Annotated in this window: 24 protein-coding genes; 4 read left to right on the top strand and 20 right to left on the bottom strand. The window is 66.2% G+C overall.

The window, feature by feature from the left end; translation table 11 throughout:
• The first annotated feature begins 35 nt into the window (after positions 1-35).
• Entirely contained in the window at positions 36-617 is a 582-nt protein-coding gene (locus tag CLM73_RS09020) for a hypothetical protein (RefSeq protein WP_105238144.1), read from the top strand.
• A gap of 85 nt (positions 618-702) precedes the next feature.
• On the opposite strand, the gene CLM73_RS09015 is transcribed toward CLM73_RS09020, so the two are convergent.
• The 14 genes from CLM73_RS09015 to panD all read right to left on the bottom strand — a co-directional run bounded on the left by CLM73_RS09015 (position 703) and on the right by panD (position 17165).
• The gene (locus CLM73_RS09015) at positions 703-972 is read right to left on the bottom strand and encodes a sulfurtransferase TusA family protein (RefSeq protein ID WP_105238143.1); all 270 of its coding nucleotides are present in this window, start codon (positions 970-972) and stop codon (positions 703-705) included.
• Positions 972-3596 (bottom strand): alanine--tRNA ligase, encoded by a 2625-nt coding sequence (gene alaS, locus CLM73_RS09010; RefSeq protein ID WP_105238142.1) that lies wholly within the window; start codon positions 3594-3596, stop codon positions 972-974. Before alaS ends, CLM73_RS09015 begins: the two co-directional genes overlap by 1 nt.
• Before the next feature lie 91 nt (positions 3597-3687).
• A complete protein-coding gene (locus tag CLM73_RS09005) occupies positions 3688-4767 on the bottom strand; it encodes a prepilin (protein ID WP_105238141.1) in 1080 nt (359 codons plus the stop codon).
• Positions 4764-5381: a type 4 pilus major pilin gene (locus CLM73_RS09000; protein WP_105238140.1), complete on the bottom strand. Its 618-nt coding sequence runs from the start codon at positions 5379-5381 to the stop codon at positions 4764-4766. Before CLM73_RS09000 ends, CLM73_RS09005 begins: the two co-directional genes overlap by 4 nt.
• 61 nt (positions 5382-5442) lie before the next feature.
• Positions 5443-6579: a general secretion pathway protein gene (locus tag CLM73_RS08995; protein WP_199778269.1), complete on the bottom strand. Its 1137-nt coding sequence runs from the start codon at positions 6577-6579 to the stop codon at positions 5443-5445.
• A complete protein-coding gene (locus tag CLM73_RS08990; RefSeq protein ID WP_105238139.1) occupies positions 6572-8374 on the bottom strand; it encodes an ATPase, T2SS/T4P/T4SS family in 1803 nt (600 codons plus the stop codon). Before CLM73_RS08990 ends, CLM73_RS08995 begins: the two co-directional genes overlap by 8 nt.
• The gene (locus CLM73_RS08985; RefSeq protein WP_105238138.1) at positions 8371-8865 is read right to left on the bottom strand and encodes a hypothetical protein; all 495 of its coding nucleotides are present in this window, start codon (positions 8863-8865) and stop codon (positions 8371-8373) included. Before CLM73_RS08985 ends, CLM73_RS08990 begins: the two co-directional genes overlap by 4 nt.
• Positions 8852-10192 carry a hypothetical protein gene (locus tag CLM73_RS08980; RefSeq protein WP_234015836.1) on the bottom strand — a complete coding sequence of 447 codons (1341 nt, stop codon included), beginning with the start codon at positions 10190-10192 and terminating at the stop codon, positions 8852-8854. Before CLM73_RS08980 ends, CLM73_RS08985 begins: the two co-directional genes overlap by 14 nt.
• Before the next feature lie 23 nt (positions 10193-10215).
• Positions 10216-11841, bottom strand: a complete 1626-nt coding sequence (locus tag CLM73_RS08975; protein ID WP_234015835.1) for a hypothetical protein — start codon at positions 11839-11841, stop codon at positions 10216-10218.
• Entirely contained in the window at positions 11838-12743 is a 906-nt protein-coding gene (locus tag CLM73_RS08970; RefSeq protein WP_105238137.1) for a TcpQ domain-containing protein, read from the bottom strand. The genes CLM73_RS08975 and CLM73_RS08970 overlap by 4 nt, the downstream gene beginning before the upstream one ends.
• A 209-nt stretch (positions 12744-12952) precedes the next feature.
• Positions 12953-14293 (bottom strand): extracellular solute-binding protein, encoded by a 1341-nt coding sequence (locus CLM73_RS08965; protein ID WP_105238136.1) that lies wholly within the window; start codon positions 14291-14293, stop codon positions 12953-12955.
• A 4-nt stretch (positions 14294-14297) separates the two neighbouring features.
• Positions 14298-15554 carry a D-amino acid dehydrogenase gene (locus tag CLM73_RS08960; protein ID WP_105238135.1) on the bottom strand — a complete coding sequence of 419 codons (1257 nt, stop codon included), beginning with the start codon at positions 15552-15554 and terminating at the stop codon, positions 14298-14300.
• A gap of 126 nt (positions 15555-15680) precedes the next feature.
• Positions 15681-16727, bottom strand: a complete 1047-nt coding sequence (locus CLM73_RS08955) for a CDP-6-deoxy-delta-3,4-glucoseen reductase (RefSeq protein WP_105238134.1) — start codon at positions 16725-16727, stop codon at positions 15681-15683.
• Between the two features lie 69 nt (positions 16728-16796).
• Positions 16797-17165: an aspartate 1-decarboxylase gene (gene panD, locus CLM73_RS08950; RefSeq protein ID WP_050446262.1), complete on the bottom strand. Its 369-nt coding sequence runs from the start codon at positions 17163-17165 to the stop codon at positions 16797-16799.
• Positions 17166-17373: 208 nt separating this feature from the next.
• Between panD and sugE the strand changes: the two genes are divergently transcribed.
• A complete protein-coding gene (gene sugE, locus CLM73_RS08945) occupies positions 17374-17691 on the top strand; it encodes a quaternary ammonium compound efflux SMR transporter SugE (RefSeq protein ID WP_056571491.1) in 318 nt (105 codons plus the stop codon).
• Between the two features lie 79 nt (positions 17692-17770).
• Here the strand turns inward: sugE and CLM73_RS08940 are convergent, their stop codons facing one another.
• From CLM73_RS08940 to CLM73_RS08915, 6 genes are all read right to left on the bottom strand, one after another.
• Positions 17771-18643, bottom strand: a complete 873-nt coding sequence (locus tag CLM73_RS08940; RefSeq protein ID WP_105238133.1) for an MOSC domain-containing protein — start codon at positions 18641-18643, stop codon at positions 17771-17773.
• Between the two features lie 122 nt (positions 18644-18765).
• A complete protein-coding gene (gene thpD, locus CLM73_RS08935) occupies positions 18766-19692 on the bottom strand; it encodes an ectoine hydroxylase (protein ID WP_056571498.1) in 927 nt (308 codons plus the stop codon).
• A gap of 15 nt (positions 19693-19707) precedes the next feature.
• Positions 19708-20106, bottom strand: coding sequence for an ectoine synthase (locus tag CLM73_RS08930; protein WP_056571502.1), 399 nt, complete (start codon positions 20104-20106; stop codon positions 19708-19710).
• Complete coding sequence (gene ectB / locus CLM73_RS08925; protein WP_105238132.1) at positions 20103-21410, bottom strand: diaminobutyrate--2-oxoglutarate transaminase; 1308 nt, start codon at positions 21408-21410, stop codon at positions 20103-20105. Before ectB ends, CLM73_RS08930 begins: the two co-directional genes overlap by 4 nt.
• A gap of 124 nt (positions 21411-21534) precedes the next feature.
• Positions 21535-22095, bottom strand: a complete 561-nt coding sequence (gene ectA / locus CLM73_RS08920) for a diaminobutyrate acetyltransferase (protein ID WP_105238131.1) — start codon at positions 22093-22095, stop codon at positions 21535-21537.
• Entirely contained in the window at positions 22092-22640 is a 549-nt protein-coding gene (locus CLM73_RS08915; RefSeq protein WP_105241436.1) for a MarR family winged helix-turn-helix transcriptional regulator, read from the bottom strand. Before CLM73_RS08915 ends, ectA begins: the two co-directional genes overlap by 4 nt.
• 274 nt (positions 22641-22914) lie before the next feature.
• Here CLM73_RS08915 and CLM73_RS08910 point away from each other — a divergent pair, with 274 nt between their 5' ends.
• Complete coding sequence (locus CLM73_RS08910) at positions 22915-23847, top strand: MurR/RpiR family transcriptional regulator (protein ID WP_105238130.1); 933 nt, start codon at positions 22915-22917, stop codon at positions 23845-23847.
• Positions 23848-23894: 47 nt separating this feature from the next.
• Entirely contained in the window at positions 23895-25235 is a 1341-nt protein-coding gene (locus CLM73_RS08905) for an aspartate aminotransferase family protein (RefSeq protein ID WP_105238129.1), read from the top strand.
• Positions 25236-25247: the final 12 nt, after the last annotated feature.

Here is a 25247-nt window from a genome sequence, read left to right as displayed (position 1 = left end):
CCCACAAAAAGTCCTTTAACTGGAGTGTGCACACCATGAAGAACCAAAAATCAGTCTTCGCACCCGTCGCGCGCCTGGCTGTAGCGGGATTGCTGGCGGGCGCGCTGGCCTTGCCCACGGATGCGCCCGCACGGGTCATTGGCGCGGCGCTGACGACGGCCTCCGGGCAGGTGGCAGCGGTTGATCAGGCCAACCGGACCATCACACTGCGCGGCGCCGACGGCAATACCATGGAGATCGTGGCCGGACCGGACATCCGCAATTTCAATCAGATCAAGCCCGGCGACACGTTGACGCTGGACTACTACGAGTCGGTGGCCGTGGACGTGCGCCCCGCGGGCTCCGGCGCGCCTGAAGTCGTCACCGAGACCGCCGCGACCCGGTCGGCCAAGGGAGCGATGCCAGGCGGCGCGGTTGGCCGCCAGACCACGATCACGGCCGAGATCTGGCATATCAACCGGAGCGCGAACCTGGTGATCCTGAAGGGCCCCCAGGGCGGCAGGCGCACCATCCAGGTCAGGGATCCGGCCCTGCGCCAGAAGCTTCAACAATTGAAGGAAGGCGATCTGGTGGACTTCACGATCACGCAGGCCGTCGCCGCGGCCATCCACCGCTAGGCGCAACGACACGCCAAGAAAAAAGGCCCGCTGCATGAGCGGGCCTTGTGACTGGGTCTACTGCGTGGGGCGAACGCCGGGCGGGCTAGCGCCGGCGCAGAAAATGCACGCAGCGTCCGTCGGCCTCTTGCTGCGCAACGAGCGCATTGCCGGTCTGGCGCGCAAACGCCTGAAAATCGCGGATTGCGTTGCGGTCGGTGGTGATGACACGCACCACCTGCCCGCTTTCCATCTGTGCAAGCGCCTTCTTGGCCCTCAGGATGGGCAAAGGACACGTCAGGCCGCTGGCATCGACGTCTTGGTCAAACACCGGCGACTCGGCGCCGGCATCAAGACGGGAATCGGCATCGCTCATCAGAGGCGCTCGTCCACCCACTTCTGCACGCCTGCAATGGCGGCGGGCAACGCGGCGATATCCGTGCCGCCACCCATGGCCATGTCAGGACGGCCACCGCCCTTGCCGCCCACCTGGCTGGCGACAAAGCCCACCAGATCGCCGGCCTTGATGCGGTCGGTCAGGTCGGCGGTGACGCCACCGACCACGCTGATCTTGCCATCGGCCGAGCCGGTAGCCAGCAGCACGACGGCAGGCTTCAGGCGATCCTTCAGGTTGTCGACCATGCCGCGCAGCGCCTTGGGATCGACGTCGCCAATGCTGGCCGCAAGAACCTTGATGCCCTTGACGTCGACCGCGGCGCTGGAAGCCAGATCATTGCCGGCGCTGGCCGCAAGCTTGTTGCGCGACTGCTCAAGTTCCTTTTCGAGCGCCTTGACCTGGTCCTGCACCTGCGCAATGCGCGCCGGCAGATCGGCGGGCGTGCTGCGCAGCATGCCGGCGACCTGGGCCAACAAGGCGTTCTGGTTCTGCACCCAGGCCAGCGCATTGTCGCCAGTGATGGCTTCAATGCGGCGCACGCCTGCGGCCACGCCGCCTTCGGACACGATCTTGAACAGGCCGATGTCGCCGGTGCGGGTGACGTGCGTGCCGCCGCAGAGTTCGCGCGAGAAACCGATGTCGAGCACGCGCACGGTATCGCCGTATTTTTCGCCGAACAGCGCCATGGCGCCGCCCTTGACCGCATCGTCGTAGCCCATGACCTGGGCGACGGTGGGATGGTTGGCCAGGACTTCGGCGTTGACGATGGCTTCGACGCGGGCGATCTGCTCTGCCGTCAGCGGCGCATCCTGCGCAAAGTCGAAACGGGTCTTGTCGGGATCAACCAGCGAGCCGCGCTGCTGCACGTGCGCGCCCAACACTTGGCGCAGCGCCTTGTGCATCAGGTGAGTGGCCGAGTGGTTGCGCACCGTGCGGGCACGGCGAACGGCGTCCACGCGGGCCAGCAGGGTGTCGCCGACGGCCAGCGAGCCGGATTCCAGCGTGCCGTGATGACCGAAGACGCCAGCCTGGATCTTGAGGGTGTCAGCGACGGCAAAACGCACGCCATCGGCTTCGAGCAGGCCGGTGTCGCCCACCTGACCACCCGACTCCGCATAGAACGGAGTGGCGTCCAGTACGACGACAGCGCCCTGACCGGCTTTGACTTCCTGCACTTGCGTGCCGTCCACGTACAGGGCCGTGACCTTGACGTTGTCCAGCTCAAGCTTTTCGTAGCCTTCGAAGCGCGTTTCGGCGCCTTCGTAGCTGAGGCCTTCGGCCATCTTGAACTTGCCGGCGCCGCGGGCCTGGTCGCGCTGGCGCTCCATGGCGACGTTGTAGCCGGCCATGTCGACGTCGACTTCGCGTTCGCGGCAGATGTCGGCCGTGAGGTCGACGGGGAAGCCGTAGGTGTCATAGAGCGTGAACAGCGTGGTGCCGTCCAGCACGCCGCCCTTGGGCACGTTGGCCAAGGCGGTGTCGAGGATGCGCATGCCGTGTTCGAGGGTTTCGCCGAAGCGCTCTTCTTCCTGCTTGAGGACCTGGGCCACGCGGTCGGCCACGGCGGCCAGTTCCGGATAGGCCTCGCCCATTTCGGCGACGAGATCCGGCACCAGGCGGTGGAAGAACGGTTTGGTCTGGCCCAGCTTGTAGCCATGACGCAGCGCGCGGCGCACGATGCGGCGCAGCACGTAGCCGCGGCCTTCGTTGCTGGGGATCACGCCGTCGACGATGAGGAACGAGCAGGCGCGGATGTGGTCGGCGATGACCTTGAGCGAGTTGTCTTCCAGGTCCTTGATGCCGGTTTCGCGCGCGGCGGCGGCGATCAGGTGCTGGAAGAGATCGATTTCGTAGTTGGAATGCACGCCCTGCAGGACGGCGGCGATGCGTTCCAGACCCATGCCGGTATCGACACAGGGACGCGGCAGGCGCGGCATGTTGCCTTCGGCGTCGCGTTCGAACTGCATGAACACCAGGTTCCAGATTTCGATGTAGCGGTCGCCGTCTTCTTCGGGGGATCCCGGCGGGCCGCCCCAGATCTCGGGACCGTGGTCAAAGAAGATTTCGGAGCACGGACCGCAGGGGCCGGTGTCCGCCATCTGCCAGAAGTTGTCGGACGCATAGCGCGCGCCCTTGTTGTCGCCGATGCGGATGATGCGCTCGGCCGGCACGCCAACTTCCTTGGCCCAGATGTCGTAGGCTTCGTCGTCTTCCTGGTAGACCGTCACCCAGAGCTTTTCCGCCGGCAGCTTGTAGACCTGCGTCAGCAGCTCCCAGGCGTACTGGATGGCGTCGCGCTTGAAGTAGTCGCCAAAGCTGAAATTGCCCAGCATTTCGAAGAACGTGTGGTGGCGGGCGGTGTAGCCCACGTTCTCCAGGTCGTTGTGCTTGCCCCCGGCGCGCACGCTGCGCTGCGACGAGGTGGCACGCGTGTACGACCGCGATTCCTTGCCCGTGAAGACGTCCTTGAACTGGACCATGCCCGAATTGGTGAAGAGCAGGGTCGGATCGTTGCCCGGGACGAGCGACGACGAGGGAACAATGGTGTGTCCCTTGGACTTGAAGAATTGCAGGAACTGCTGGCGAATCTCGGAGGATTTCATCGTGGATGAAGCAGAATTTAGGGCGAATCGCCAATTATAGAGGGTTGGCGGGAATACGCGGGATATGGGCGAAATGCGGGCAGGATGGCCATCAGCGGACGCAAACGAAGCCAGTGGTCCAGCCCTCGGTTTCCGTCCATTTGCCGCCGGCGGACACGACGACTTCGGCGTAGCCGGGCGGGCAGGAACACTGGCCCGTGCGAGGATTGGCCGTGGACACGCCCGTGTAATGGAAGCAGCCGAATGGAGAGTTGGTGCTGTAGGCGCCCCCAAACCCTCCGCTCGCCTGCATCCAGATGCCGGATTCGCAGGAAAGCAGCTGACCGGCGGCCGACGTGGCCAGCGTTCCCCCTGAGACGCCGCAGGCATGGCCAGGAATTTCCCGAGCCCCAACGGTGACGTAACCACCCGCGTCCACGTTGCCCGCGACAGAGAGCTTGCCTTGCAGATCCGGATCGCGGGTGTCGCGCATCTTCACAAAGCCGCTCATGTCAGGCTGCCCGGCGCCGGCGCCCGCCCACAGGGCAAGCGTGCCGGGTGGATATGCGGGTGTGTCGGCCGCCAAGGGGTTGGGAAACGCATAGGCGGCGCCGCGCAGTTGGGAAGGCGCTTGCGGCCACACGGCCCCGCCATAGCCGTCCGCGGACGCAATAACCGACGCCATGGCAACCTCATCCGTCAATTGCGTCCCTTTTTTCAACAACGGCTTGTCGGCAGCGACGACGCCGTCGATCCGGCAAGGCTCGTCGGGACAGGTCTGGCTACGCAGGAGCCGAATGACCGCGCCAAACCCCAGTGCCGACCGGTCGGGAAAGTCCGCTGGCAGGTGGCCCTGAACGCGAAGCTCGGAAAGCGTGGGCCGCAGGGCATCGCCGAACAGCGGCTGTCCCTGGCTGTCCCGAGGAGGATCCCCCTTGGTCAGCGCCTCCGAATGCCGGGACAGCACATCCGTCACCGCCAGTCGGATCTGCGTCAGCCAAACGCCCGATGCGCGGGCCGCGGACGCCTCGATGGCGTGGACGACTTCGTTGGACGCCCAGATGGCAACGGCAGTGGTGATGGCCAACGCCAGGGCCATTCCGATGAGCGAAAAGCCGGCATGCCGCAGACGGACAGCGGGTGGACGACGATGGTAAGCCCGGACGCTCCGGTTGCTGAGGATCGCGGTCATCTGGCGGTGAAAACGAAAGTGTTCACGTCGCCCTGGCTGCACTGCGCCTGGGCCTGCGCGGCGCGGTACGGGGTCGCGGGGTTCGTGATCGAATCCTTGACGACCTTGGCGCCGCTGCTGCCGCTGATGGAGATGATTTCCGACACCCGCTGCAGGACGGACGCGAGGGCCGGGCAGGCTGCGTGGCTGACACTGGTGAGGGTCAGCGTGAATGCGGAGCCCATGCCCGCACCGTCGACGGATGCGGCTTCGACCTGGACCACGCCGCTGCCACCGGTGCCGGAACCGCCCAGCCCATGGGCCACGCTTGCCGCGGCGCCCGTGCCCTGCACCGAGAGCACCGAGGAGTCGCGCAGCGCGTTGGCCAGCGCGGCGGTGTCCAGTCCCGTGTAAGGCGTCACGCCGCCGCCTTGTGCGTTGATCTTCATGCTGGCGATGAACCGCTGCAGTTCTTCGCCCACCTTGGGTACCTTGTTCTCGATGATGTAACCGCCGATGGCGGGGATGCCGACGATGGCGATAAGCAGGACGATGGCCGTGACGATGGACACCTCCATTAACGAAAACCCGCGCTGATTCCCACCAAAGGATCGAGACAGACTGAGTGCTTTCATGAATATCCTCATTGATTAAAGTGCGCGGCGAACCGCGCCGTTGCCGCCAACCTGCGGTCCCCTACTGGCTGGCATAGAAATTTGTCAGCGCCTGGCGCAGCTCGTCTATTACTGCGTAATGCCACAGCGTGACGCCCAGCACCGTGGACAAGGACACGATCAGCAAGGACCAGCGCAGCACGATCGCCTGGCGCCGCACACGCGCCAGCAGGCGGACCTCGACGCGCTGGCGCACGCGCGCCAGGCCTGGCTCGACCCCGAGCGCGTCCATCAGGTCCGCCATGTACCACCACGTCTGGGAATCCAGCAGTCCGGTGCCAAAGATTTCCGCGCCGCTGGCGCCCCCGTCGATGCGGCTCAGCATGTCCTGCAGGTGCGAGAGCAGCCAGGGCGAGGCGTCGCGAGCCTGCACGGACAGCGCGCGGCGCAAGCGCGTATCAGCCCCGCCGTGCTGCCTGATGAGCACGGCCAGCAGCGACAGAAAGCGGATGGCCTGGAAATCGCGGTACAGCCGCCAGAGCAGCCACCGGTCCAGCACGGCGCGAAGATCGCCCGTGTAGTGCGCCAGCGACCAGAGGGCGAGCATGAGCGCGCCGAATATCAGGACGACCCACAGCGCAAGCCACTGCTTCAGGCCACCCGCCAACGCAAATAACCCGCGCGTGAGCGGCGCGTAGTCTTCGGCAGGCACGGCCTGGAATACCTGCTGTAACCGTGGCACGCTGAAAAATGGGATGGCGCACAGCAACGCGAAGGCCACGATGGCGGCAACCACACCCGTGGCGGCCGCCGACAGCAATTCCGCCCAGGCCTCGGACGCGAGCCTGACGGCGCGCGCCAGATCGCGCAACGCCGCGGCCAGGTCGCCGCCCTCTTCTTGCACGCAACTGAGCAGCAGGCATTCGTTGTGCGGCAGCGTGTCGGACCAGGCAACGCCCAGGTCGCCGCCGGCGCCCAGATACGCGGCGGCCCAGTGCTGGCAGAGGCGCCCGCGAACTGTGTCCGGCCCGTACCGGCTGGCGTCGTCCTCGAAGATGTCGCGCAGGCTCTTTCGCCCTTGGGTGCCTTCGACGACATCGGCCAGGTATTCGTAGTAATCCGCGCGCTGCGGGCGAAAACGCAGCGCGTCCAGCCGCAGCCGGTGCACGCCAACAGACCGCGGAGACCCGCGCGAAAAGCGCGGCGCGAGATCAGCCATGGTGCGCTCGGCCGGACATGGTCGCGCCCGTCTGCGTGGCCGACGCGGCCAGCAACGACGGAATTTGCGACGACGGGGTTTGCGACGACGGGGCCGGCGCCGTGCGCATGTTCGGTACGACAGGCAGTTCGAACCGGCGCAACAGTGTGCGTGGATCGATTTCGCCGAGATGGGCTCGGTATAGCGCGCAATCGAGCGCCCGCGCGCTGCGGGTGGCGGCCTCTCTCCAGGCGCTACCCGTGGCAGGCTGGAACTGTTGCTTCAGTCCGTGGTTATCGCGCTGCCGTACTTGCTCGAGAAAACCTTGCGCGCGATCGGGCTCAATCATTTCGGCGGCGACACTGCGACCCGCGGTTCCGTTGAGTTCCGGCATGTGGTCGCGCCGGCACACGGGACAGCCGGCTTCGTTTCGGACCCTGAGCGATTCGGGGTGCAGATCGAAGGCGTCTTGCAAGCCGCGAATCCAGCCGCGCCAATCCCATGCTTGCGCATGCCGCGCGTACGAGTCCGACCACAGGCTGTCGACGGGCAGCGCGCAGCCGGGGCACAGGCGAGGCAACAGCGTCTGATAAATGAGCAGCTTCAGGATGCCGGGCGACGCGAGAAATTCGCGCGACACCCCGATCGCGTCGGAAGCCAGCCGCTCGGGAATCATCACGGCAGATCCAGCGTGCGTGGTGGCGTACAGACTGACGCCCGAACTGGCGAGATCCATGAACGCGCGGCCGGTCTGCGTGTCGCGGACCTCGCCGATCAGCAGGTCGTTCATTGCCGAGCGCTTGATGGTCTTGAGCTTGGCGTCCAGCGTGGGCCACGCCGCGTCCGCCAGCGCACCCGTCAGCGTGTTCTGCAGCGCGTTGCCAATGTGGTATTCCACCGGGTCTTCAAGCGTGATGACCTTGCGCGTGGGCGCGATGCCGCGCATCAGCGCGGCGATGGTGGTGGACTTGCCCGATCCAACCACGCCCGCCAGTACGATGGCCCCGCCCTCGCGCTCACGCGCCCGCAACAGGGTCTCGGCCTGTCCGGGTAAGTATCCCAACGCCAGAAGGTCGCCGTTGACGGTTGCATCCAGCCGCAGGATCCGCAGGCACACGGAAGGCCCTGCGTCCGCGGCCAGCGAGGCCCAGCGCAGCACGACGGGCGCGGCGTCCACCGTCAGCGAAATACGTCCCTGCTGCTCGAGCGCCGGATCGAACACGGCGCCGTTGCCGCCACGCACGTCCATCCATGCCACGGCCAGGACCTCTAGCAACGTGGCGCTGGACAGGCCTGCGAAACGATCAGAGCCGACGTATTCGCCGTGGATGGTGTAACGGATGTCGCCGACGTCGCGCCGCTGGTCCACGTTGATATGAACATCGCTGGCGCCCTGCACCACGCCCCAGCGGACGATGTCGAGAAACAGCGCGGCCAGCGCCGAAACGCGCTCGGCGGGGTTGGATCTTGCCGTGCGTCCCGGGCCGGGCGCCGTGTACTGACCGCGCGCGATCATCAGCAGGAGCGGCGCCGGAACGACATATCGCGCGGGGCACGCCATGCGGTAGCCGGCCGCCTTGACCATGCGTTCGACCTCGTCGATCTGGTCGCCGACGGTGTATTCCTTGACGGCGAAGATCGCGGCCTCGCCGCCTTCGAGCAGGACCGGGCACAAGCGTCCGGCCAACGCCGCCAGGTCGAACTGGCGGCCCAGCGCGCGCACGAAGCCTGGATCCATGCCCGCGATGTCTTCGGGCGTATGCAGCGCGGGTGGGCGAGCGGGCGCGCCCGCGATGGGCAGGGTCTGCGTCGTCATGGGTGGGCGCCCCCGGCATCCAGGCACGCGGTCCGGTCGCGGCCTTCGCGGTGCAGGCGCACGCAGGCGCCGTCGACGGCCACCAGGCGATAGGGTGCGGCCAGGGCGCCTCCTGCCACGGGATCGGCGCGGCCCGCCCGGTAGCGCTGCAACGTGCCATTGACCACGACGTCCACGTTCAAGCTGCGCGCCGTGCCGAATATCGCAGTCACGCGGATGTCGTCCGCCGCGCGCCCGGCGGGCGGCATCGTGGCGCCCTTCCCTTCGCCAACCGCGCAAAGGCCCGGCACCCGGCAGTCGGACAACGCGGCGGCCGCATCCGCGCGCAGCAACGTGCGCACGGTCTCCACGTCCGGCCAAGGTTGCGGCGCGGACGCCTGATCGGCGGGCTGGGCATGGCTTGCCGATATTGCCGCGGCGCTCAGTGCGATACCGGCAAGCATTCGTCCGGCCGCGCGCCGGCGCAGGATGCAAAGCTCATTCCCGTTCATAAAGTTCTCCCTGCAATTCGGCAACAAGCGCACTGGCGACGAGACTGGGCCGCGGCTGCGACTGCACGTTCACCACGAGACGCGACCAACGGGCCGCGGATACCGGCCCCGGCATCAACGCCATGGAGCGCAATGGCCCATGCAAGATCAGGCTGCGCCGCCGGATGACGGGCATGCTTACCCCCACGGGATTGGTCAGCAAGTCCGTCGCCTGCCCAAGCGACGCCGGATGGGTCGCAGGCTGACGCGGCATGTGCGGCATGAGCGGCACGGAAGGCGATAGCGCGACGGAAGCGAATGCCGCGCGCAGCCCTTGCAGTCCGCCAGCCACCCGCGTGTCGACGTGCAGCGACGAAGGCAACGTGATGTCGGCCACCCGGATTGGAGCGGCACCCACGCGCCACGCCAGTGTGGCTTCCTCGAGCGGCTTGAACGACACCTGCCAACCGGTTGGTAGCAACGCATGCAGGCCGTGGTTGGTGGCCAGCGGGTGAACCCTGGCATACACGGCCGCGCAGTCCCATTGCTGTGGTCCGGCATCGCAATGCGCGCGGCGCAAGGCCCAGCCTTGCACCTGCACCGGCAACGCGGCCACGCTGGCGAGCAGGCGCGTCAACGCCGTCGGCGGATGGACGGTTGTTGCGCGCAGCATTCGCTCGTACGCATCGGCCATCGGGTCCCGAGCCGCAACCGGCGCCGGCGGCGCAGCGGGTTTGCGCGATAAAGCGCTGACGCCGGCGTTCCAGAGCGACGGCGCCACGGCGGCAAGCCCGACGCAGGCCAGAAAGAGGCGCAGTGCGGCGGGCAACTCCGCCCAGCGCGAAGGTAGTGGGGTTAGCGCGGCGCCGGCATCCACGGCCTGCGCCAATGCCGGCCACACCTGATCCGGGGCCTGTTCCGTCAAGGACGGACGCTGCGCGATCAGCGCCCGCTGTTCCTGCAGCGCGTCGTCAAGCGAACCGAATACCCGGTCGGCCTGCGACAGGACCGCACCGCCCTGTGCGGCGACAAGCCAAAAACGCCCGTCCGGCAGACGAACGAGGCTATGACCGCCCTCGGGGTACAGCAAGGCAAACAATTGCGCGGCCGATTGCGGCGGCGTAGGTGCCGAAGCGCCGGCGCGGCGCGTGAGCCGCCCACGCCCGATTCCGGAGCGCGCGCGCCCATAGCCCGCGACCATCGCGGGTGATCCGCCCACCACGTAATGCGTGGCCCGCAAACGTCGACCGCGTGATCGCGCGAGCTGGGGGACGTTGGAACCAATGAGCGCAAACCAGCGCAGGCCAAACGCCAGCGTTCGTTCGGCGCCGGGGCATTCGATCAGCAAGAGTTGAGGAGCCCGGTTCACGATCAGTACCCTTCCTCGACCTGGGCCGTCACGAGGATCAGCGTCGTGTGGCGTTCGGTGGCGGCTCTATCCAGGCCACCCGAAAGCAGCGGCAGTCCGGGCGCCAGACGTTGGCGATCGTGCTGGTCCTGCGTGCGGTCAAAGCCCGCCACGATCATGGGCTGTCCCGGCCGCAGCTCGATCTGCTGCACGGTGCCGCTGCCATCGACCGTGATCTGCTGCACCTGGACCTGATTGGCGCTTTCGCCGAAGGTGATTGTTTTCAGAGGCTGCGCGACGGCGTTGTCGTACGCGATGGAAAGCAGGATCTGCCCGTCTTCCTGGATGTCCGGCACCAGCGTGAGGAACGAGCCGACGGTTTCTTCTTTCTGGCTGATGGAGACCGCGGGCAGCGAACCGTTCGCACCGGTGGCTGTCATGCCGGGCATGGCCGCGCTTTGCACGCGGTCGATGTAGGAGAACGTGGTCCTGACGGCGTGCGAGACCGGCCGGCGGTTCAAGGTCAGGACCGGAATCTTGCTGTGCCGCACGACCGCGCCCATGGCGCTGAGCGCGGACACGATGGCTTGCGATCCCTGAAATGGCCCCGCGCCCGACGCGGCTTGAAGCAGCCCCGCGCCGGTGGCCGGCACACCGGGCACGGCCATCCGCGCCGTGGCGCCCGCCGCCGCATAGAGGGCATTCCAGTCAAGGCCGCCCGCGGCTTCCGAGTTGGCGATGAGCGTGATTTCCTCGAAAAGCAGGCGAACGCGGCGGGTCAACGCCTTGTTCTCGCGTTCCAGATAGCGTGCGACCCGGTCCAGGGCGTCGGGCGTATCGGTGATCACCAGCGCGGCGGCGCCCTCCACCGGCTCAGCAATGACGCCGGATCGTGTGAGGAAAGGCAGGACGTTTGCACGCAGGATGGCCAGCGCGTTGTGCTCGCCCGCGGACAGCGTCGTGTTGGAGGTGCTTTCGAAGCCCTCGCCTTCCGCGCTGCCGGCGCGGCCAAGCCGCACGTCCACCTTGCTGGCGAGCGTCAGGGCGCGCAGATCGAAGACGCGGGTTTCGGTGCGGTAGAACTCGAGCGCATTGTGTTCGTAGCGCCAGTGCACGGAAAAGCGCGCGGCCAGCGCGTCCAGCAGATCGGCGAGCGGCTGCGGATCCGCGCGCACCTCGATGCGCGCCGGCGCGGCAAGGGCCACTGCGCCGCTAACGGCCAGGCGCGGCAGGAATTGGTCGTGGGCAAGCAGCGCGTCGGGGCGCACCCGCACGGCGATGCCGGTGGCGGCGGTCAGGCGCTGGGCAAGCGTGGGAAGGTCCGCATCATCGGCCAGCATGAGCGTGGTTTTGACGTTCTCACGCAATGCGGGGGGCAGCACGACCTCGCGTGCGAGCGGCTGTGGCTTGCCCGCCAGCCAGGGCGTGGAGACTTCCTGGGCAGCTATGCGCGCCTGGCGGTCGGACAAACCTTTGGCATAGGCCTGATGGCGGGCGGCGGCGTCGGCATGGCGGCCGCTGGCCGCGCGGCGCATGTCCGAGACCTGCTCGGACACCGAGCAGCCAGCGATGGTGCACGAGAGCGCAGCGCAGGCAAGCGTTCTAAAAGTTGGAGCGCGCGTGGCGCAAGCAAACAGGCGAAGTGTCATGCCGCGGCTCCTTTGGGAGTGGCCGCGCGAGAGCACGATTGCGCAATCGGCACGACGCGCAGGACGCGATTGCCGTAGAAACACGGTTGCAAGGGTCGGTCGGCCAGTTCGGTGGCGCCGAGCAGGCCGCGCACCGCCGTCTTGAAGTCGCCGGAGAATTCGGCCGTGGCGGCCAGCGGGATATCGACGTCCACCGCCCAATGCTGCGGTTGGAACGTCCAGCCGGCGGTGTCGGCCCAGCGGGCCAGGACGGCGCGCAGCGTGGCGTCGGGCGGCGCGGCACGGAACGGGGCGGCCTGCACGGCAATGCGCGTGTCGGCGGACGCGGCGCCCGCGGGCGTGGCGGGCGCCGCGGCATGACGGTCCGGCGCTTCTGCGCCGGCCAGCGCGCCCGCTTCCGAGCGCATAGCCGTGTCAGCGACGAGCCTGGTGTGTGCGGTGACATCCGCCCGCGGGGGTTGCGATGCGTCCACGTCCGCCGCCGAGGCCTGCTCCGGTCGCGAGACGGATTGGGTAAAGTGCGCCGGACCACCAGGCGCAACATGCGTGCGCTGCGCCCGAGCGGTCAGCCTGCCGCCGCGAAAGCTCAGCGCTTTCCATGCGCCGGCAACCACCACATAAGGATCGCGCCGCACGTAAGGCAACGGGTGTTCACCGCCATCGCCTGCACCGAAGATGGCCGGCAACGGCTGGCCCGGCAGAAACTGCAGCCAGGTCTCGCGCCCGTCGTCGAAGACCTGCAGCGGCGCGACGGCGGGATCGCCGGATAGCTGCCAGTCGAAGCGGAACCCGTGCGAAGGCGGGTTGGCCGCCTGCCAGGAGGATGCGCCCGGGCTGGGGCCCGACCACGTGCATGCGCCAAGGCAAGACAGCCCGGCCGCCAGAAAGAAGATTCGTACCATGCCTCACCGCGAACAAAGCGCGCATCGGAAGCGACACGCTTGAACGGCATGGTGGCCGAGCGCCGATGGCGCCGCCAGACTGGCATGTACGCACGGACGGATTCATCCACCCTGTGCGCAACGACTCAAAAAAACAAAAAAGCCCGGTCCGAAGACCAGGCTTTTTACTGCCGCGCGGCGCTGCAGAAGTGCGCCGCTATGGGGTGCGATCAGCGCTGCGTGGCGATCGTGCGCGCCTGCGCGGCGGCGTTGTTCAGCGCGGAAACGGGCGGCACCTTGCCATCGAAGGCATCGGTGAGTTCCTTGTTCAGCACGGGCTCGATACGCTCGTAGTTGGCCATGCGGAAACCGCGGCTGTTCTGGACGGGCTTGGCACTCATCGAGGCGACAACGGCCTGCGCGCCCGGGATCTTGCTGTAGAACGACACGTCCGAGGCACGGAAGGCGGCCTCAGTCAGCGGCAGGTAACCCGTGCGCTGATGCCATTCGGCGGCGACCACCGGCTTGGACAGCCACGCCAGGAACTGCGCGGTGGCCTTTTCCTGGGCCTGCGGATGGCCTTCGAGGGCCCACAGCGCCGAACCGCTGACAAAGGGCTTGCCGCCTTCCTTGGTGGCTTGCTCGTAGTAAGGCAGCGGCGAGACGCCGAAGGACAGCGACTTGGTGGCGAGGAACTGGCCGAACGCACCCGAATTGGCCGTCAGCACGGCGCACTCGCCCTTGGCGAACAGCTTGTCGGAGGCGTTGTCGCCGGAATACGCCGTGAACAGCAGCGAGCGCTTCCAGCTGACCATCAGCGAGATATGGCGCATGTACAGCGTGTCGAACTGCATGGCGGGCGCGGCGGACTTCTTGGTGACCGCATCCAGGCCGTTGTTGTTGCTGGTGAACTGCTGGTTGTTGATCGGGGCCAGGTTCTCGAGGTGGACCGCGACCTGATCGCTGGACGCGTAGGGGCAGTCGATATCGGCCACGTCGCGCAGCTTCAGAAGTTCGGCCTGCAGCGCGGTCCAGGTGCGTGCGGGCTTGTTGGGATCGAGACCGGCCTTCTTGTAGGCGGCGGTGTTGTAGAACATCACCGGCACTTCGGCCATCCACGGGAAGGCCAGCAGGCGGCCCTTGCTGTCGCGGGTGAAGCTGCTGGTGGCCGGCACGAACCAGTTCAGGTCCTTGATCGGATACTTGGCCAGCAGTTCGTAGAGCGGCAGCACGGCTTTGTGCTGGGCCACAACTTCAGGCGAGTGGTTATCGGACAGTTGCAGCAGGTTCGGGCCCTTCTTGGCCTTGACCGCGGACACTGCCTCTTGCTGCAGGGCGGTCGGCGACGCGAAGCCGCGCAGCGTCACTTTGACGTCGTCCTGTTCCTTGTTGTATTGCTTGGCGAGCTTTTCGAACTCGGCCTTGTTTGCATCTGTCAGGGTGTGCCAGACCTGGATCTCGACGGGTGCGGCGTTTGCCACGCCGGCCATCGCCATCGCGGCGCCAAACACCCATGCACGCCGGCTGGCGAACATCGCGCGGGCAACGCCCGCCAATTGCAGTTTCTTCATAGGTTCACAGACCAAGAAAAGGGAATTCCGGTTCTGGCCGCCGTCCACTGAGCAGATCGGCCAATGCCCGGCCCGAGCCAACACCCATCGTCCAGCCAAGCGTACCGTGTCCGGTATTGATATACAAATTCGGGATACGGCTGCGGCCGATGATGGGCACGTTCGAGGGAGTGGACGGGCGCAGGCCCGACCAATAGCTGACGCGCTCGAAATCGAGCGCGTCGGGAAAGAGTTCTTTGGCGAGGCGGGTCAGGGCCTCGCAACGGCCGGTGTTCAGGCTACGCGAATAGCCGGATAGTTCCGCCGTGCCCGCCATGCGCAGACGGTCGCCCAGCCGCGAGAAGACGATTTTGTGGCTGCTGTCGGTGAGGCTGACGGTGGGGGTCGCACCCGGATTCAGCACCGGGAACGTGGCCGAATAGCCCTTTGCCGGATACACGTTGCACGGAATGCCGAGGGGACGCAGCATCGCGGGGCTGAAGCTGCCCATGGCGACGACATAGGCGTCGGCCGACAGCGTGGCATAGCGGCCGTCGGGCTGGATGAGTTCGATGCCTGTGACTGCGCCGCCCTGCGTCAGGAGCCGGGTCGCACGCGTGTTGTATTGGAATTCGACGCCTGCGCGCGCGCAATGTTCGGCCAGCGCGACGGTAAAGAGGTGCACGTCCCCGCTTTCGTCTTCGGGCGTGTAATCGCCACCCACGATCGTGGCGCGATGCGGCGCCAGCGCGGGCTCGATGGCGATGACTTCGTCAGCGTTCACGACGCGGCGCTCGACGCCGAAGTCGCGCATCAGACCAGCGGCGCGCTGCGAGTTTTCGAATTCGTGGGGATCGCGGTAGAAATTCAGGATGCCGCGTTCAAGGTGGTCGTACTGGATGCCGAGCTCGGCGCGCATGCCGCGCAGCGTGGCGCGGCTGTATTCGGCCATGCGCACCATGGCCCGGATGTTGGGAGCCAGACGGCCGGGCAGGCATTCGCGCAGGAATGCCAGACCCCACATCCACTGCCGCCAGTCGAGCTGCGGACGGAACAATAGCGGCGCGTCGTCGCGGAACATCCACTTGAGCAGCTTCATCGGCGCCTGGGGATTGGCCCAGGGCTCGGCGTAGGAGACGGAAATCTGCGCGCCATTGGCGAGGCTGGTTTCCTGGGCGGGACCGGTGCAGCGGTCTATGACCACGACGTCATGACCCGCCTGGCTGAGCCACCAAGCGCTGGAGATGCCGATAATGCCGCTACCCAATACCGCTACTTTCATGCCCGCATCGCTCCTTGCATGCCGGTTGCGTGGGCGGACCCGATGTCCGCGTGCCCCGGCAGGCCGCTGCCAAAGCAGTTTACCTTGCCGTTTTGCAGCCGCCTAAGTAATAAAAAAACATATTACTTAAGACCCGGCCTTCGCCAGATCGGCCTCGGACGTGAAGGCGTCCGCGTAGAACTCTTCCGGCGGCAGACCGTTCTGCGCGCTGAACTCGCGGCGGGCCGCATCGACCATCAGCGGGGTGCCGCAGGCATAGACCTGGTGCCCGGAAAGGTCCGCGATGTCGTGCATCACGGCTTCGTGGACAAAGCCGGTGCGGCCAGTCCAGTTGTCTTCCTGCAGCGAGTTGGACACGACCGGCACGTAGCTGAAGTTGGGAAGCTGCGAGGACCAGGACTGCGCCAGCGCGTCCATGTAGAGGTCCTGCGGACGGCGGCCGCCCCAATACAGCACGACGGGCCGGTCGATGTTCTTGTGGATCATGTGTTCGACGATCGCCTTGACCGGCGCGAAGCCCGTGCCGCTGGCCAGCAGAACGATCGGCTTGTCGCTGTCTTCGCGCAGGAAGAACGATCCGAAGGGCCCTTCCAGGCGCAGGATCTCGCGTTCCTTCATCTGCGTGTCGCCGGCGCCGAACACGTGATCGGTGAACAGGCCGCCGGGCATGTGCCGGATGTGCAATTCCAGTGGGCTGCCGGTGTGCGGTGCGCCGGCCATCGAATAGCTGCGGCGGCGGCCGTCCTTCAGGATGATTTCGACGTACTGGCCGGCGTAATAGCGGAACTGCTCGGAGGCCGGCAGTTGCAGCTTCAGGACCGTGACGTCCGGCGCCACGCGCTCCAGGGTCTGGACACGCGACGGCAGCTTGCGAATCTGGATGTCGCTGGCCAGCCGGACCTCGGTGGATTCGACCACGAGGTCGGATTCCGGCCGGGCCTGGCAGAACAGCGTGTAGCCGTCGGCCAGTTCTTCCGGCGACAGGATCTGCGCGGGATATTGGCCGGCGTCGAACTCCCCGGACACCACTTTGCCCTTGCAGGTGGAGCACGCGCCGTTGCGACAGCTGTAAGGCAGCACGATGCCCGCCGCCAGCGCGGCGTCGAGCACGGTCTGGCCGGGCTCGACCGGGAATTGATGCTTGCTGGGTTGGATGATGACCTGGAAGCTCATGATGAAACGATTCAGAGGCGACGAAGCGCTATCCGGCGATGCCAGGATGGCGCTCCGCCCGGCCCGGCGTCATGCCGGGAACTTGCGGATTTCCTTGACGCGGTTGGCGTCGTCCACCAGCACCACCTGGGGCTTGTGCGTGGCCGAGTCTTCTTCGGACATCGGACCGTACGTGCAGATGATGAGCAGGTCGCCCACCTGGGCCCGGCGTGCGGCCGCGCCGTTCAGCGAGATGGCGCCGCTGCCGCGTGCGGCCTTGATGATGTAGGTGTCGAAGCGTTCACCGTTCGTCACGTTGTAGAGTTCGATGCGTTCGAACTCGCGCATGCCGGCAGCGTCGAGGAGGTCTTCGTCGATGCCGCAAGAGCCTTCGTAGTGAAGGTCGGCTTCGGTGACCGTGACGCGGTGCAGCTTTGCCCGCAGCATGATGCGTTGCATAAGGAATTTCCTGGTTTCGCGGCCCGGACCGCGAAGTGTTGCAAGGTTGATGCCCGGCATCCGGATTTGCCGTCGAAAGCCGGTATTCTATAATTTTTGCCGCAACGGGACGGCCCGTTGCTGCGCACCGTCAACGGCTGGCGCGTTTTCCGGGGACGACCCCATTTATGCCGGCACCCCGCCGGCAACGCAATCTTGGGAGTCGTGAATGACCTGGATCATCCTGGTTCTGGCTGGCCTGTTTGAAATCGTCTGGGCCGTTGGCCTGAAATACACCCACGGATTCACCCGGCTGTGGCCGTCCGTAGGCACCGTGGCCGGCATGCTGGTCAGCTTCTGGTTGCTGGCGCTGGCCATGAAAACCCTGCCGCTGGGCACCGCCTACGCCGTGTGGGTGGGCATCGGCACGATCGGCGCCTTCGTGGCCGGCATCGTGCTGTTCGGGGAATCGGCGAGCTGGCTGCGCATCGCCAGCGTCGCGCTGATTGTGCTGGGTCTGGTTGGCCTGAAGCTGTCCTCGCCATAAAGCACAAGCTCCGCCGGGCGTGAGGCATGGGGTCCACGCTGGAACCCCGGCTGGAACCCCGGCCCGTCCGGGCGGCGCGTCAGAAATCCAGTTCGATCTCGACCGCGTCGCCCACCTTGAGCCGCGCCCCCGCCGGCGCATCCAGAATGGCGTTCTGGCCGAACACCACGCCGATGTCCAGATTGCGGTAACCCGCCAGCGTGCGGCCCGGTTCCTCGTACTGTTTGGCCGTGCGCTGGTCGATGTCGGGAATCGAGCAACGCGTGCACGGCTTGACGAAGGCCATTCGCACCCCGGCCGCCGAAATCATGGCGGTGTGGTCTTCTTCGAAGGCTTCCCATTCGCCGTCGACCACAATATTGGGACGGAAGCGGTCCATGGGCACGGGGTCGGCGCCCTTGGCCTGCAGCCGGGCATTCAGGTCGTCCAGCGACGCCTGGTTGGCAATCAGTAGCGGAAAACCATCGGCAAACCCGAAGCAGTGCTCGCCCACGAAGGCGTCGGCCAGGTCCGGGTGCGCATCAACCCAGCGCGACACCCAGTCGGGCTTGGCGTCGCGGCGCGCCGCGGCGTCCACCTTGAGCAGGCCGCACGGCGTCTGCAGGAACTGGGTCAGCCACTGGGCGGCGGCCTCGCTTTCGCGCCGGGCCGTGGTGGTGTCGGCCCAGACGCCGACCGTGAGGGCCTCCCCTTGCAGACCCGATCCGTCCAGGGCGACGTCCAAATCCGGCATGCCGGGCGCCGACAGCCGCAGCGCGTCCTGCGTGAGCGCCGTGCGGATGAGCGCCATGGCGGGCCATTGCCGCTGCGTCATGAACTGGCCCGCGGCGTCCACCACCATCCAGCGCCGGTCATGGGCGAGGCCCGCGCGGTCGATGGGCGATTCAGTCAGGTCGATGCCCGCACAGGATTTGACGGGATAGATATGCAGGCTGAGGATGCGGGCGGACATGGCGGCGGTGGCTCAACGAGTGGCGAATGCCGCAGAGAATACAAGAAATGCGGCGCGCCGGACCGCCCGAAAGAGACAAAAAAAGCCCGGGACTAGCCCGGGCCAGATAAGGTGGCGGTTGCTCAGCCGCCGACCAGCTTCAAGGTGTCCAGCGGCGTGACCGCCTTGAATCCCTTGCGCGTCGCGATGTGCTCGGGACGCGGGGTCAGCCCATACTTGGGCGGGTTCAGGGTGTTCTCCATGCTGTTGTAGACCATGAAGACGTTGGCGCGGGGCCACGGCGAGATGTTGCTGTTCGAGCCGTGCATCGTGTTGCAGTCGAAGAACACCACGGAGCCGGCCTTGGCCGTCATCGTGCTGATGCCGCCCTGCTCCACCAGCAACTGCAGGCTGACGGGATCCGGCACGCCGTATTCCTGTTTCTTCAGCGACTGCTTGTAGTGCTCGTTCGGCGTCTCGCCGACGCACGAGATGAACTGCCGATGCGAGCCGGGCACCAGCATCAGCGGGCCGTTGCACTCGTTGTTGTCGGTCAGCAGCACCGAGCAGCTGAGCGCGCGCATCGACGGCATGCCGTCTTCGACGTGCCAGGTTTCAAAGTCGGAGTGCCAGTAGAACTCCTTGCCCTTGAAGCCCGGCTTCATGTTGGCACGCGACTGGTGGATGTAGACCTCGGAACCGAGAATCTGGCGCGCCACGTTGACTAGGCGCGGGTCCCGCACCAGGCGGGCCAGCATGGGATTGAGCACGTGCACCAGAAAGATGGAACGCACGGCATTGCTGCCCGGCTCGGTGATGGCCTCTTCGCGGCGGACGATGGACGGGTCGCGCGTCATGCGCTCGACCTCGGCCGACAGCGCACGCACCTCGGCCTCCGTGAACAGGTTTTCCAAGAGCAGGAAGCCGTCGCGGTCGTACTGGCCGACCTGCTCGCTGGTCAGGGCGTTGGCGTACTTGCCGTCTTCATAGACGACGGGGTCCTGGCGGGAAATGATGGCGGAACTGCGATCCGTACGGGAGGCGTACGGATCCTGCGCGGGTGAGATCATGCGAACCTCCTTTTATCAGGCCGCGACCGCATCGGGCAGCGCGTAGACACCTTCCTTGTCGTGCACTTCCTGGCCGGTCAGCGGCGGATTGAAGACGCAGATGACGCGCAGCGGCTCCTTGCCGCCGCACAGCCAGTGCTCGTCGTTTTCGTTCAGCGCGTAGACCACGCCGGGGCCGAGGTCGTACTTCTTGCCGTCGGCAATGGTCTCGATCGAACCGTCGCCCTCGATGCACCACACCGCCTCAAGATGGTTCTTGTAGTGGATGTGCGTGCGGCCGCCCGGGAAGATGGTGGTCTCGTGGAATGAAAAGCCCATGCCGTCCTTCTTGAGCAGCACGCGGCGGCTGACCCAGGTATCGGTGCGGACTTCGTCGGCAGTGCCGATCACATCTTTGACATTACGTACGATCATTGACGCTTTCCTCCAAATTTCAGGATGCGGGCAGACTGCCCCTCATCGGCCAGCGCTTCTGCCACGCTGGCCTCGATCAGATCCAGGCCCTTGGCGAGCAGGTCTTCCTCGATCGTCAGCGCGGGCAGCAGCTTCAGCACTTCATCGTGCGCGCCCGACGTTTCGATCACGACGCCCTTCTTGAAGGCGCATTGGGCGATGCGGTTGGACAGCGCGGGATTGCCGTTGGACACGAGGCCCTGGATCAGGCCGCGGCCACGTGCCGACAGGCCGGCGTTGGGATAGCTGTGCACCAGGTTCTCGAGCCAGTCGCCGACCAGGCGCTCCTTGCGCTGGACGTCAGCCGTGAACGCGGCGTTGGTCCAGTAGGTTTCCAGCGCCTGCGTGGCGGTGACGAATGCAAGGTTGTTGCCGCGGAAGGTGCCGCTGTGGGCGCCGGGCTTCCAGATGTCCAGCTCGGGCTTCATCAGCACCAGCGACATCGGCAGGCCAAAGCCGGATAGCGACTTGGACAGCGTGATGATGTCGGGACGGATGCCGGCGGTCTCGAAGCTGAAGAACGTGCCGGTGCGGCCGCAGCCGACCTGGATGTCGTCCACGATCAGCAGCATGTCGTGGCGCTTGCACAGCTTTTCCAGCTCTTTGAGCCAGCGCAGCGTGGCCACGTTGACACCGCCTTCGCCCTGCACCGTCTCCACGATGACAGCGGCCGGCTTGTCCATGCCGCTGCTCGGATCTTCCAGCATGCGTTCCATGTACGACATGGTGTCCACGTCCGGACCAAAGTATCCGTCGTAGGGCATGAACGTCGTGTTGCCCAGCGCATAGCCGGCGGCGTCACGGAACTTCATGTTGGCCGTCGCGGCAAGCGAGCCGCCGCTGACGCCGTGAAAGCCGTGCGTGAACGAGATCACGTTGGGGCGGCCCTTGACCTGGCGCGCGATCTTCAGCGCGGCTTCGACGGCATTGGTGCCGGTCGGGCCGGTGAATTGCAGCGTGTACTGCCAGTTGCGCGGCTTGAGCAGCACGCGATCCACCGTCTCCAGGAAACGCTTCTTCGCGCTGGTGGCCATGTCCAGGCCGTGGACGACGCCGTCCGCCTGCACATACTCCAGCAGCTTTTCCTTGAGAACAGGATTGTTGTGGCCGTAGTTCAGCGTGCCTGCGCCGCTGAAGAAGTCGATGTATTCGGTGCCATCTTCATCGATGAGCGTCGAGCCACGGGCCTGATTGAATATCACGGGAAACGACCTGATGTAGCCCCGCACTTCAGACTCCATGCGGTCAAAGATCTTCAAGTCCATGATTAATCCTCCCTTTTCAACTCATTAATTGACGGACGGCCTGATCCCGCCAGGTGCGGCAAGCGCACCCGGACAGTTCGAACCATCCCGGTAAATCGATAAGCCCTTCAGGCCTCGCGGCGCCCTACGGGGACGGCAAGGCGAACGGACCTATCCTTAACAGCATCTCGTCGTCATGGTCCGCGCCGCCGAAGAGTTGCCGGTCGAAGAACGGCTGTTCGGAAACATGGGCGCCCACTTCGGCGGCCAGGCCGGCGAAGGTGCGGCGCGAAGCCTGGTTGTCAGGCCCCACCGTGGTTTCAAGATAGCGGACATGCGTCAGGCCCTTGCGCTGCAAGAGTTCCCGGAGCATGGCGCGGCCAAGGCGTTGGCCGCGAGCGCGGGCGTGCACCGCAACCTGCCAGACGAACAGGACGTCAGGGCGGGACGGGTCCACATAAGCGGAGATGAAACCATTGATGCGTCCCCCGGCGCTTTCAGCCAGGACGCAGGTGTCGCGAAAGTGCTCGCACAGGAGCAGGTACGCGTAGAGGGAATTCAGGTCGAGCGGCGGGCACTCGGAAATGAGGCGGTGGATCGCGGCGCCGTCTTTGCGGTCGGGCAGACGCATGGTATGGGTCTGCGCGCTGACCGCCGGCGCCACGGCACTTGAGAGTATGGGGGAGTCCAGTTCGTTTTTCTTCATGCAACGATTCCCGATTCTGGGGGTGCCCCGCCCGTGGGCACTTCAAGGATGGGCGACGACACGTCTCCATGCGTGTCGACTGCGGCCTGACCGTCCTGTTCCATGAGCGTCACAATGCGCTCCAGAGACAGGGTGATGGTGGCCTGTTCCAATTCCGGCAAGGCATTGAGCGCGTCGGCCAGATGCTTTTGCAGCGGCGACGGCGCGCCTTGCGCCAATTCACGTCCCGCCTCGGTGGCGGTCACAAACACAATGCGGCGGTCTTCACGGCCCCGCTCGCGGCGGATCAGCGCCTTGTCTTCAAGGCGGTCCAGGATGCCCACCACCGTGCTGGGGCTGACGTGCATCTCGCGGCTGATCGCCGTGGCGGTCATGGGACCGTTGGCGATCACGGTGCGCAGGCACATCAGTTGCGGAGCAGTGATGTGGCTAACCGCGGACAACTGTCGCGAATGCAGCGCGATCGAACGCGTGATGCGGCGCAAGGCTCGCAAAATGCGCAGGTCGTACTGCTGAGTAATTTCGGTTTTCGCGGCGTCAGTCATGGATACGGATGGTTCGGGCAAAATCATTTCTACACGAATCATATGCGCCCAATTTATTCGAGTCAAACAAAAAACCAGGCACGATGTAAATAAATGAACGCGGATTTGGCGAGGATGACTGCACTATGAATGGACTTGTCAGCACGCTGATTCCGCTGTGCCGGGGGCTATGAGCTGCATACCCCCGTGGGCAAGCCCTGATAAAAAACATATGTTTTGTTCATGATGTTTTATTTATCATGTGTTTTTTACGCTTTTGCCCAGTCCTGTCTGTATGCCCCTGCCGTCTGCCCTACTCGTCACCCTTCAGGAAAAGCTGGAGCAACTGCCGCCCGAATTGCAGCGGGCGGCGCGCTGGGTCGTGGCGAATCCCGCGCAGGTCGGATTGTGGTCGATGCGCCGGCAGGCGCAGACGCTGGGCGTGGCGCCCGCCACGATGCTGCGGCTGGCCCGTGCGGTGGGTTACGGCAGCTACGAGGATTTCCGCCAGCCGTTCCAGCAGGCGCTGGCCGGACAGAGCGAGCCGGGCCTGCGCGACCGTGCCGCGGCGCTGCAGGCCGCCGCGGGCGCGTCCGGCGAACCCGGCCACGATGCGTTGACCGGGTATCAGGTCCAGGCCATGTCCTCGGTCTGCGCGCTGAACCCGCCTGCAGCGTTCGACGCCGCCGTGCAAACCCTTTTGAGCGCGCATCAGGTCGGTTTCCTGGGCACGCGCTCGGCCTTCGGCATCGCGTTCCAGATGCGCTATGCCTATCAACTCGTGCGGCGCAACAGTGTCCTGATTGACGGGCTGGGCGGCGCGCCGGCCGAACAGATCGACAACCTGGGCGCGGACGACGCGTTGATCGTCATCTCGCAGGCCCCCTACCCCGCCGCCACCGTGGAACTCGCGCGTCAGGCCGCGCAGCGCAGCGTGGCCGTGGTGGCGCTGACTGACGACCCGCTCTCGCCGCTTGCGGTGGACGCCCGCCACACCCTGCGCTTTTCCCCGCCCGACCGCGATGGCGTGCAAGCCAGACCGGCGCGCCAGGGCCCGGGCTCGTTCTTCCACACGACCGCCGGACTGCTTGGGCTGGCCGAGCACCTGATCGCCCGGCTGACGGCCCGCGGCGGTGTAGCGGTGCTGGACCGGCTGACCGAGGTGGAGCAGCGCCTGCGGGCTGACAACGTCTACTGGACCGGCGCCTCCCCGCGCCGCCAAGGCTGAGGCCTGCAAGCCGACGCCCCCTTCAACCTGCCCCAGGAACCCGCAGCATGAGCCAAACCCACATCCTGCATCGCTCCCTACGCCATACGCCCCCCGTCGCCGTGCGCGGCCAGGGCGTCTGGATCCATGACAGCGCGGGCCGCGCGTATCTGGACGGCTCAGGCGGCGCGGCGGTGTCCTGCCTGGGTCACAACCACCCGGACGTCCAGGCGGCCCTGCACGCGCAGATCGACGCGCTGGCCTATGCCCACACCAGCTTTTTCACCACGGAGGTCGCTGAAAAGCTGGCGGCCCGCCTGGTCGCGGACGCCCCCGCGGGCACCTCGCATGTCTACTTCGTATCGGGCGGCTCGGAAGCGGTGGAAGCGGCGCTGAAGATGGCGCGCCAATACTTCGTCGAAATCGGCCAGCCGCAACGCCGCCACATCATCGCGCGGCGCCAGAGCTATCACGGCAATACGCTGGGCGCGCTGGCGGTAGGCGGCAACGCCTGGCGGCGCGCGCAGTTCGCGCCGCTGCTGATCGAGGTCGAGCACGTCTCGCCGTGTTATGCCTACCGCGACCAAGGCGACAGCGAAACCGCGGAACAATACGGCGAGCGGCTTGCCCAGGAACTGGAAGCGGCCATCCAGCGCCTCGGCCCGGACTCCGTGATGGCATTCGTGGCCGAGCCGGTGGTGGGCGCCACGTCCGGCGCCGTGACGGCCGTGCCGGGCTACTTCCGCCGCATCCGCGAGGTCTGCGACCGCCACGGCGTGCTGTTCATCGCCGACGAAGTCATGTGCGGCATGGGCCGGACCGGCTCGCTGTACGCAGTCGAACAGGAAGGCGTGACGCCGGACCTCATTACCATCGCCAAGGGCCTGGGCGGCGGCTATCAGCCCATCGGGGCAGTCATGGCGCAACAGCACATCGTGCAGGCCATGCAGCAGGGAAGCGGCTTTTTCCAGCACGGCCACACGTATCTTGGCCACGCGCTGGCGTGCGCGGCTTCGCTGGCGGTGCAGGACGTGATCCGGCGCGACGGGCTGCTGGAGCGCGTGCGGGTCCAGGGCGCGGGCCTGGCGCAGCGGCTGCAGGCGGCGCTGGCCGAGCATCCGCACGTGGGCGACATCCGCGGCCGGGGCCTCTTCATGGGCGTGGAGCTGGTTCAGGACCGCGCCACCAAGCAGCCCTTCGATCCCGAATTGACGCTGCATGCGCGGATCAAGCGCGAGGCGATGGCGCGGGGCTTGATGGTGTATCCGATGGGCGGCACCCTCGATGGACGACAGGGTGATCACGTGCTGCTTGCGCCGCCCTTCATCATCTCCGACGACGAACTGGATCAACTGACGGAACGTCTGGCCGGCGCCATCGACGCCGCGATCGCGCAGACGCGGGGTTAGGCGTCCACCACG

This window comes from Achromobacter spanius (assembly GCF_002966795.1).
Lineage (GTDB): Bacteria > Pseudomonadota > Gammaproteobacteria > Burkholderiales > Burkholderiaceae_B > Achromobacter > Achromobacter spanius_D.
Note: the sequence above shows the minus strand (reverse complement) of the source record. Positions and strands in the feature narration are given on the sequence as shown.

Bases quoted from the DNA above. Each gene is read 5' to 3' on its own strand.
- CLM73_RS09020 (WP_105238144.1), top strand. From the start codon at position 36: ATGAAGAACCAAAAATCAGTCTTCGCACCCGTCGCGCGCCTGGCTGTA.
- CLM73_RS09015 (WP_105238143.1), bottom strand. From the start codon at position 972: ATGAGCGATGCCGATTCCCGTCTTGATGCCGGCGCCGAGTCGCCGGTG.
- alaS (WP_105238142.1), bottom strand. From the start codon at position 3,596: ATGAAATCCTCCGAGATTCGCCAGCAGTTCCTGCAATTCTTCAAGTCC.
- CLM73_RS09005 (WP_105238141.1), bottom strand. From the start codon at position 4,767: ATGACCGCGATCCTCAGCAACCGGAGCGTCCGGGCTTACCATCGTCGT.
- CLM73_RS09000 (WP_105238140.1), bottom strand. From the start codon at position 5,381: ATGAAAGCACTCAGTCTGTCTCGATCCTTTGGTGGGAATCAGCGCGGG.
- CLM73_RS08995 (WP_199778269.1), bottom strand. From the start codon at position 6,579: ATGGCTGATCTCGCGCCGCGCTTTTCGCGCGGGTCTCCGCGGTCTGTT.
- CLM73_RS08990 (WP_105238139.1), bottom strand. From the start codon at position 8,374: ATGACGACGCAGACCCTGCCCATCGCGGGCGCGCCCGCTCGCCCACCC.
- CLM73_RS08985 (WP_105238138.1), bottom strand. From the start codon at position 8,865: ATGAACGGGAATGAGCTTTGCATCCTGCGCCGGCGCGCGGCCGGACGA.
- CLM73_RS08975 (WP_234015835.1), bottom strand. From the start codon at position 11,841: ATGACACTTCGCCTGTTTGCTTGCGCCACGCGCGCTCCAACTTTTAGA.
- CLM73_RS08970 (WP_105238137.1), bottom strand. From the start codon at position 12,743: ATGGTACGAATCTTCTTTCTGGCGGCCGGGCTGTCTTGCCTTGGCGCA.
- CLM73_RS08965 (WP_105238136.1), bottom strand. From the start codon at position 14,293: ATGAAGAAACTGCAATTGGCGGGCGTTGCCCGCGCGATGTTCGCCAGC.
- CLM73_RS08960 (WP_105238135.1), bottom strand. From the start codon at position 15,554: ATGAAAGTAGCGGTATTGGGTAGCGGCATTATCGGCATCTCCAGCGCT.
- CLM73_RS08955 (WP_105238134.1), bottom strand. From the start codon at position 16,727: ATGAGCTTCCAGGTCATCATCCAACCCAGCAAGCATCAATTCCCGGTC.
- panD (WP_050446262.1), bottom strand. From the start codon at position 17,165: ATGCAACGCATCATGCTGCGGGCAAAGCTGCACCGCGTCACGGTCACC.
- sugE (WP_056571491.1), top strand. From the start codon at position 17,374: ATGACCTGGATCATCCTGGTTCTGGCTGGCCTGTTTGAAATCGTCTGG.
- CLM73_RS08940 (WP_105238133.1), bottom strand. From the start codon at position 18,643: ATGTCCGCCCGCATCCTCAGCCTGCATATCTATCCCGTCAAATCCTGT.
- thpD (WP_056571498.1), bottom strand. From the start codon at position 19,692: ATGATCTCACCCGCGCAGGATCCGTACGCCTCCCGTACGGATCGCAGT.
- CLM73_RS08930 (WP_056571502.1), bottom strand. From the start codon at position 20,106: ATGATCGTACGTAATGTCAAAGATGTGATCGGCACTGCCGACGAAGTC.
- ectB (WP_105238132.1), bottom strand. From the start codon at position 21,410: ATGGACTTGAAGATCTTTGACCGCATGGAGTCTGAAGTGCGGGGCTAC.
- ectA (WP_105238131.1), bottom strand. From the start codon at position 22,095: ATGAAGAAAAACGAACTGGACTCCCCCATACTCTCAAGTGCCGTGGCG.
- CLM73_RS08915 (WP_105241436.1), bottom strand. From the start codon at position 22,640: ATGACTGACGCCGCGAAAACCGAAATTACTCAGCAGTACGACCTGCGC.
- CLM73_RS08910 (WP_105238130.1), top strand. From the start codon at position 22,915: ATGCCCCTGCCGTCTGCCCTACTCGTCACCCTTCAGGAAAAGCTGGAG.
- CLM73_RS08905 (WP_105238129.1), top strand. From the start codon at position 23,895: ATGAGCCAAACCCACATCCTGCATCGCTCCCTACGCCATACGCCCCCC.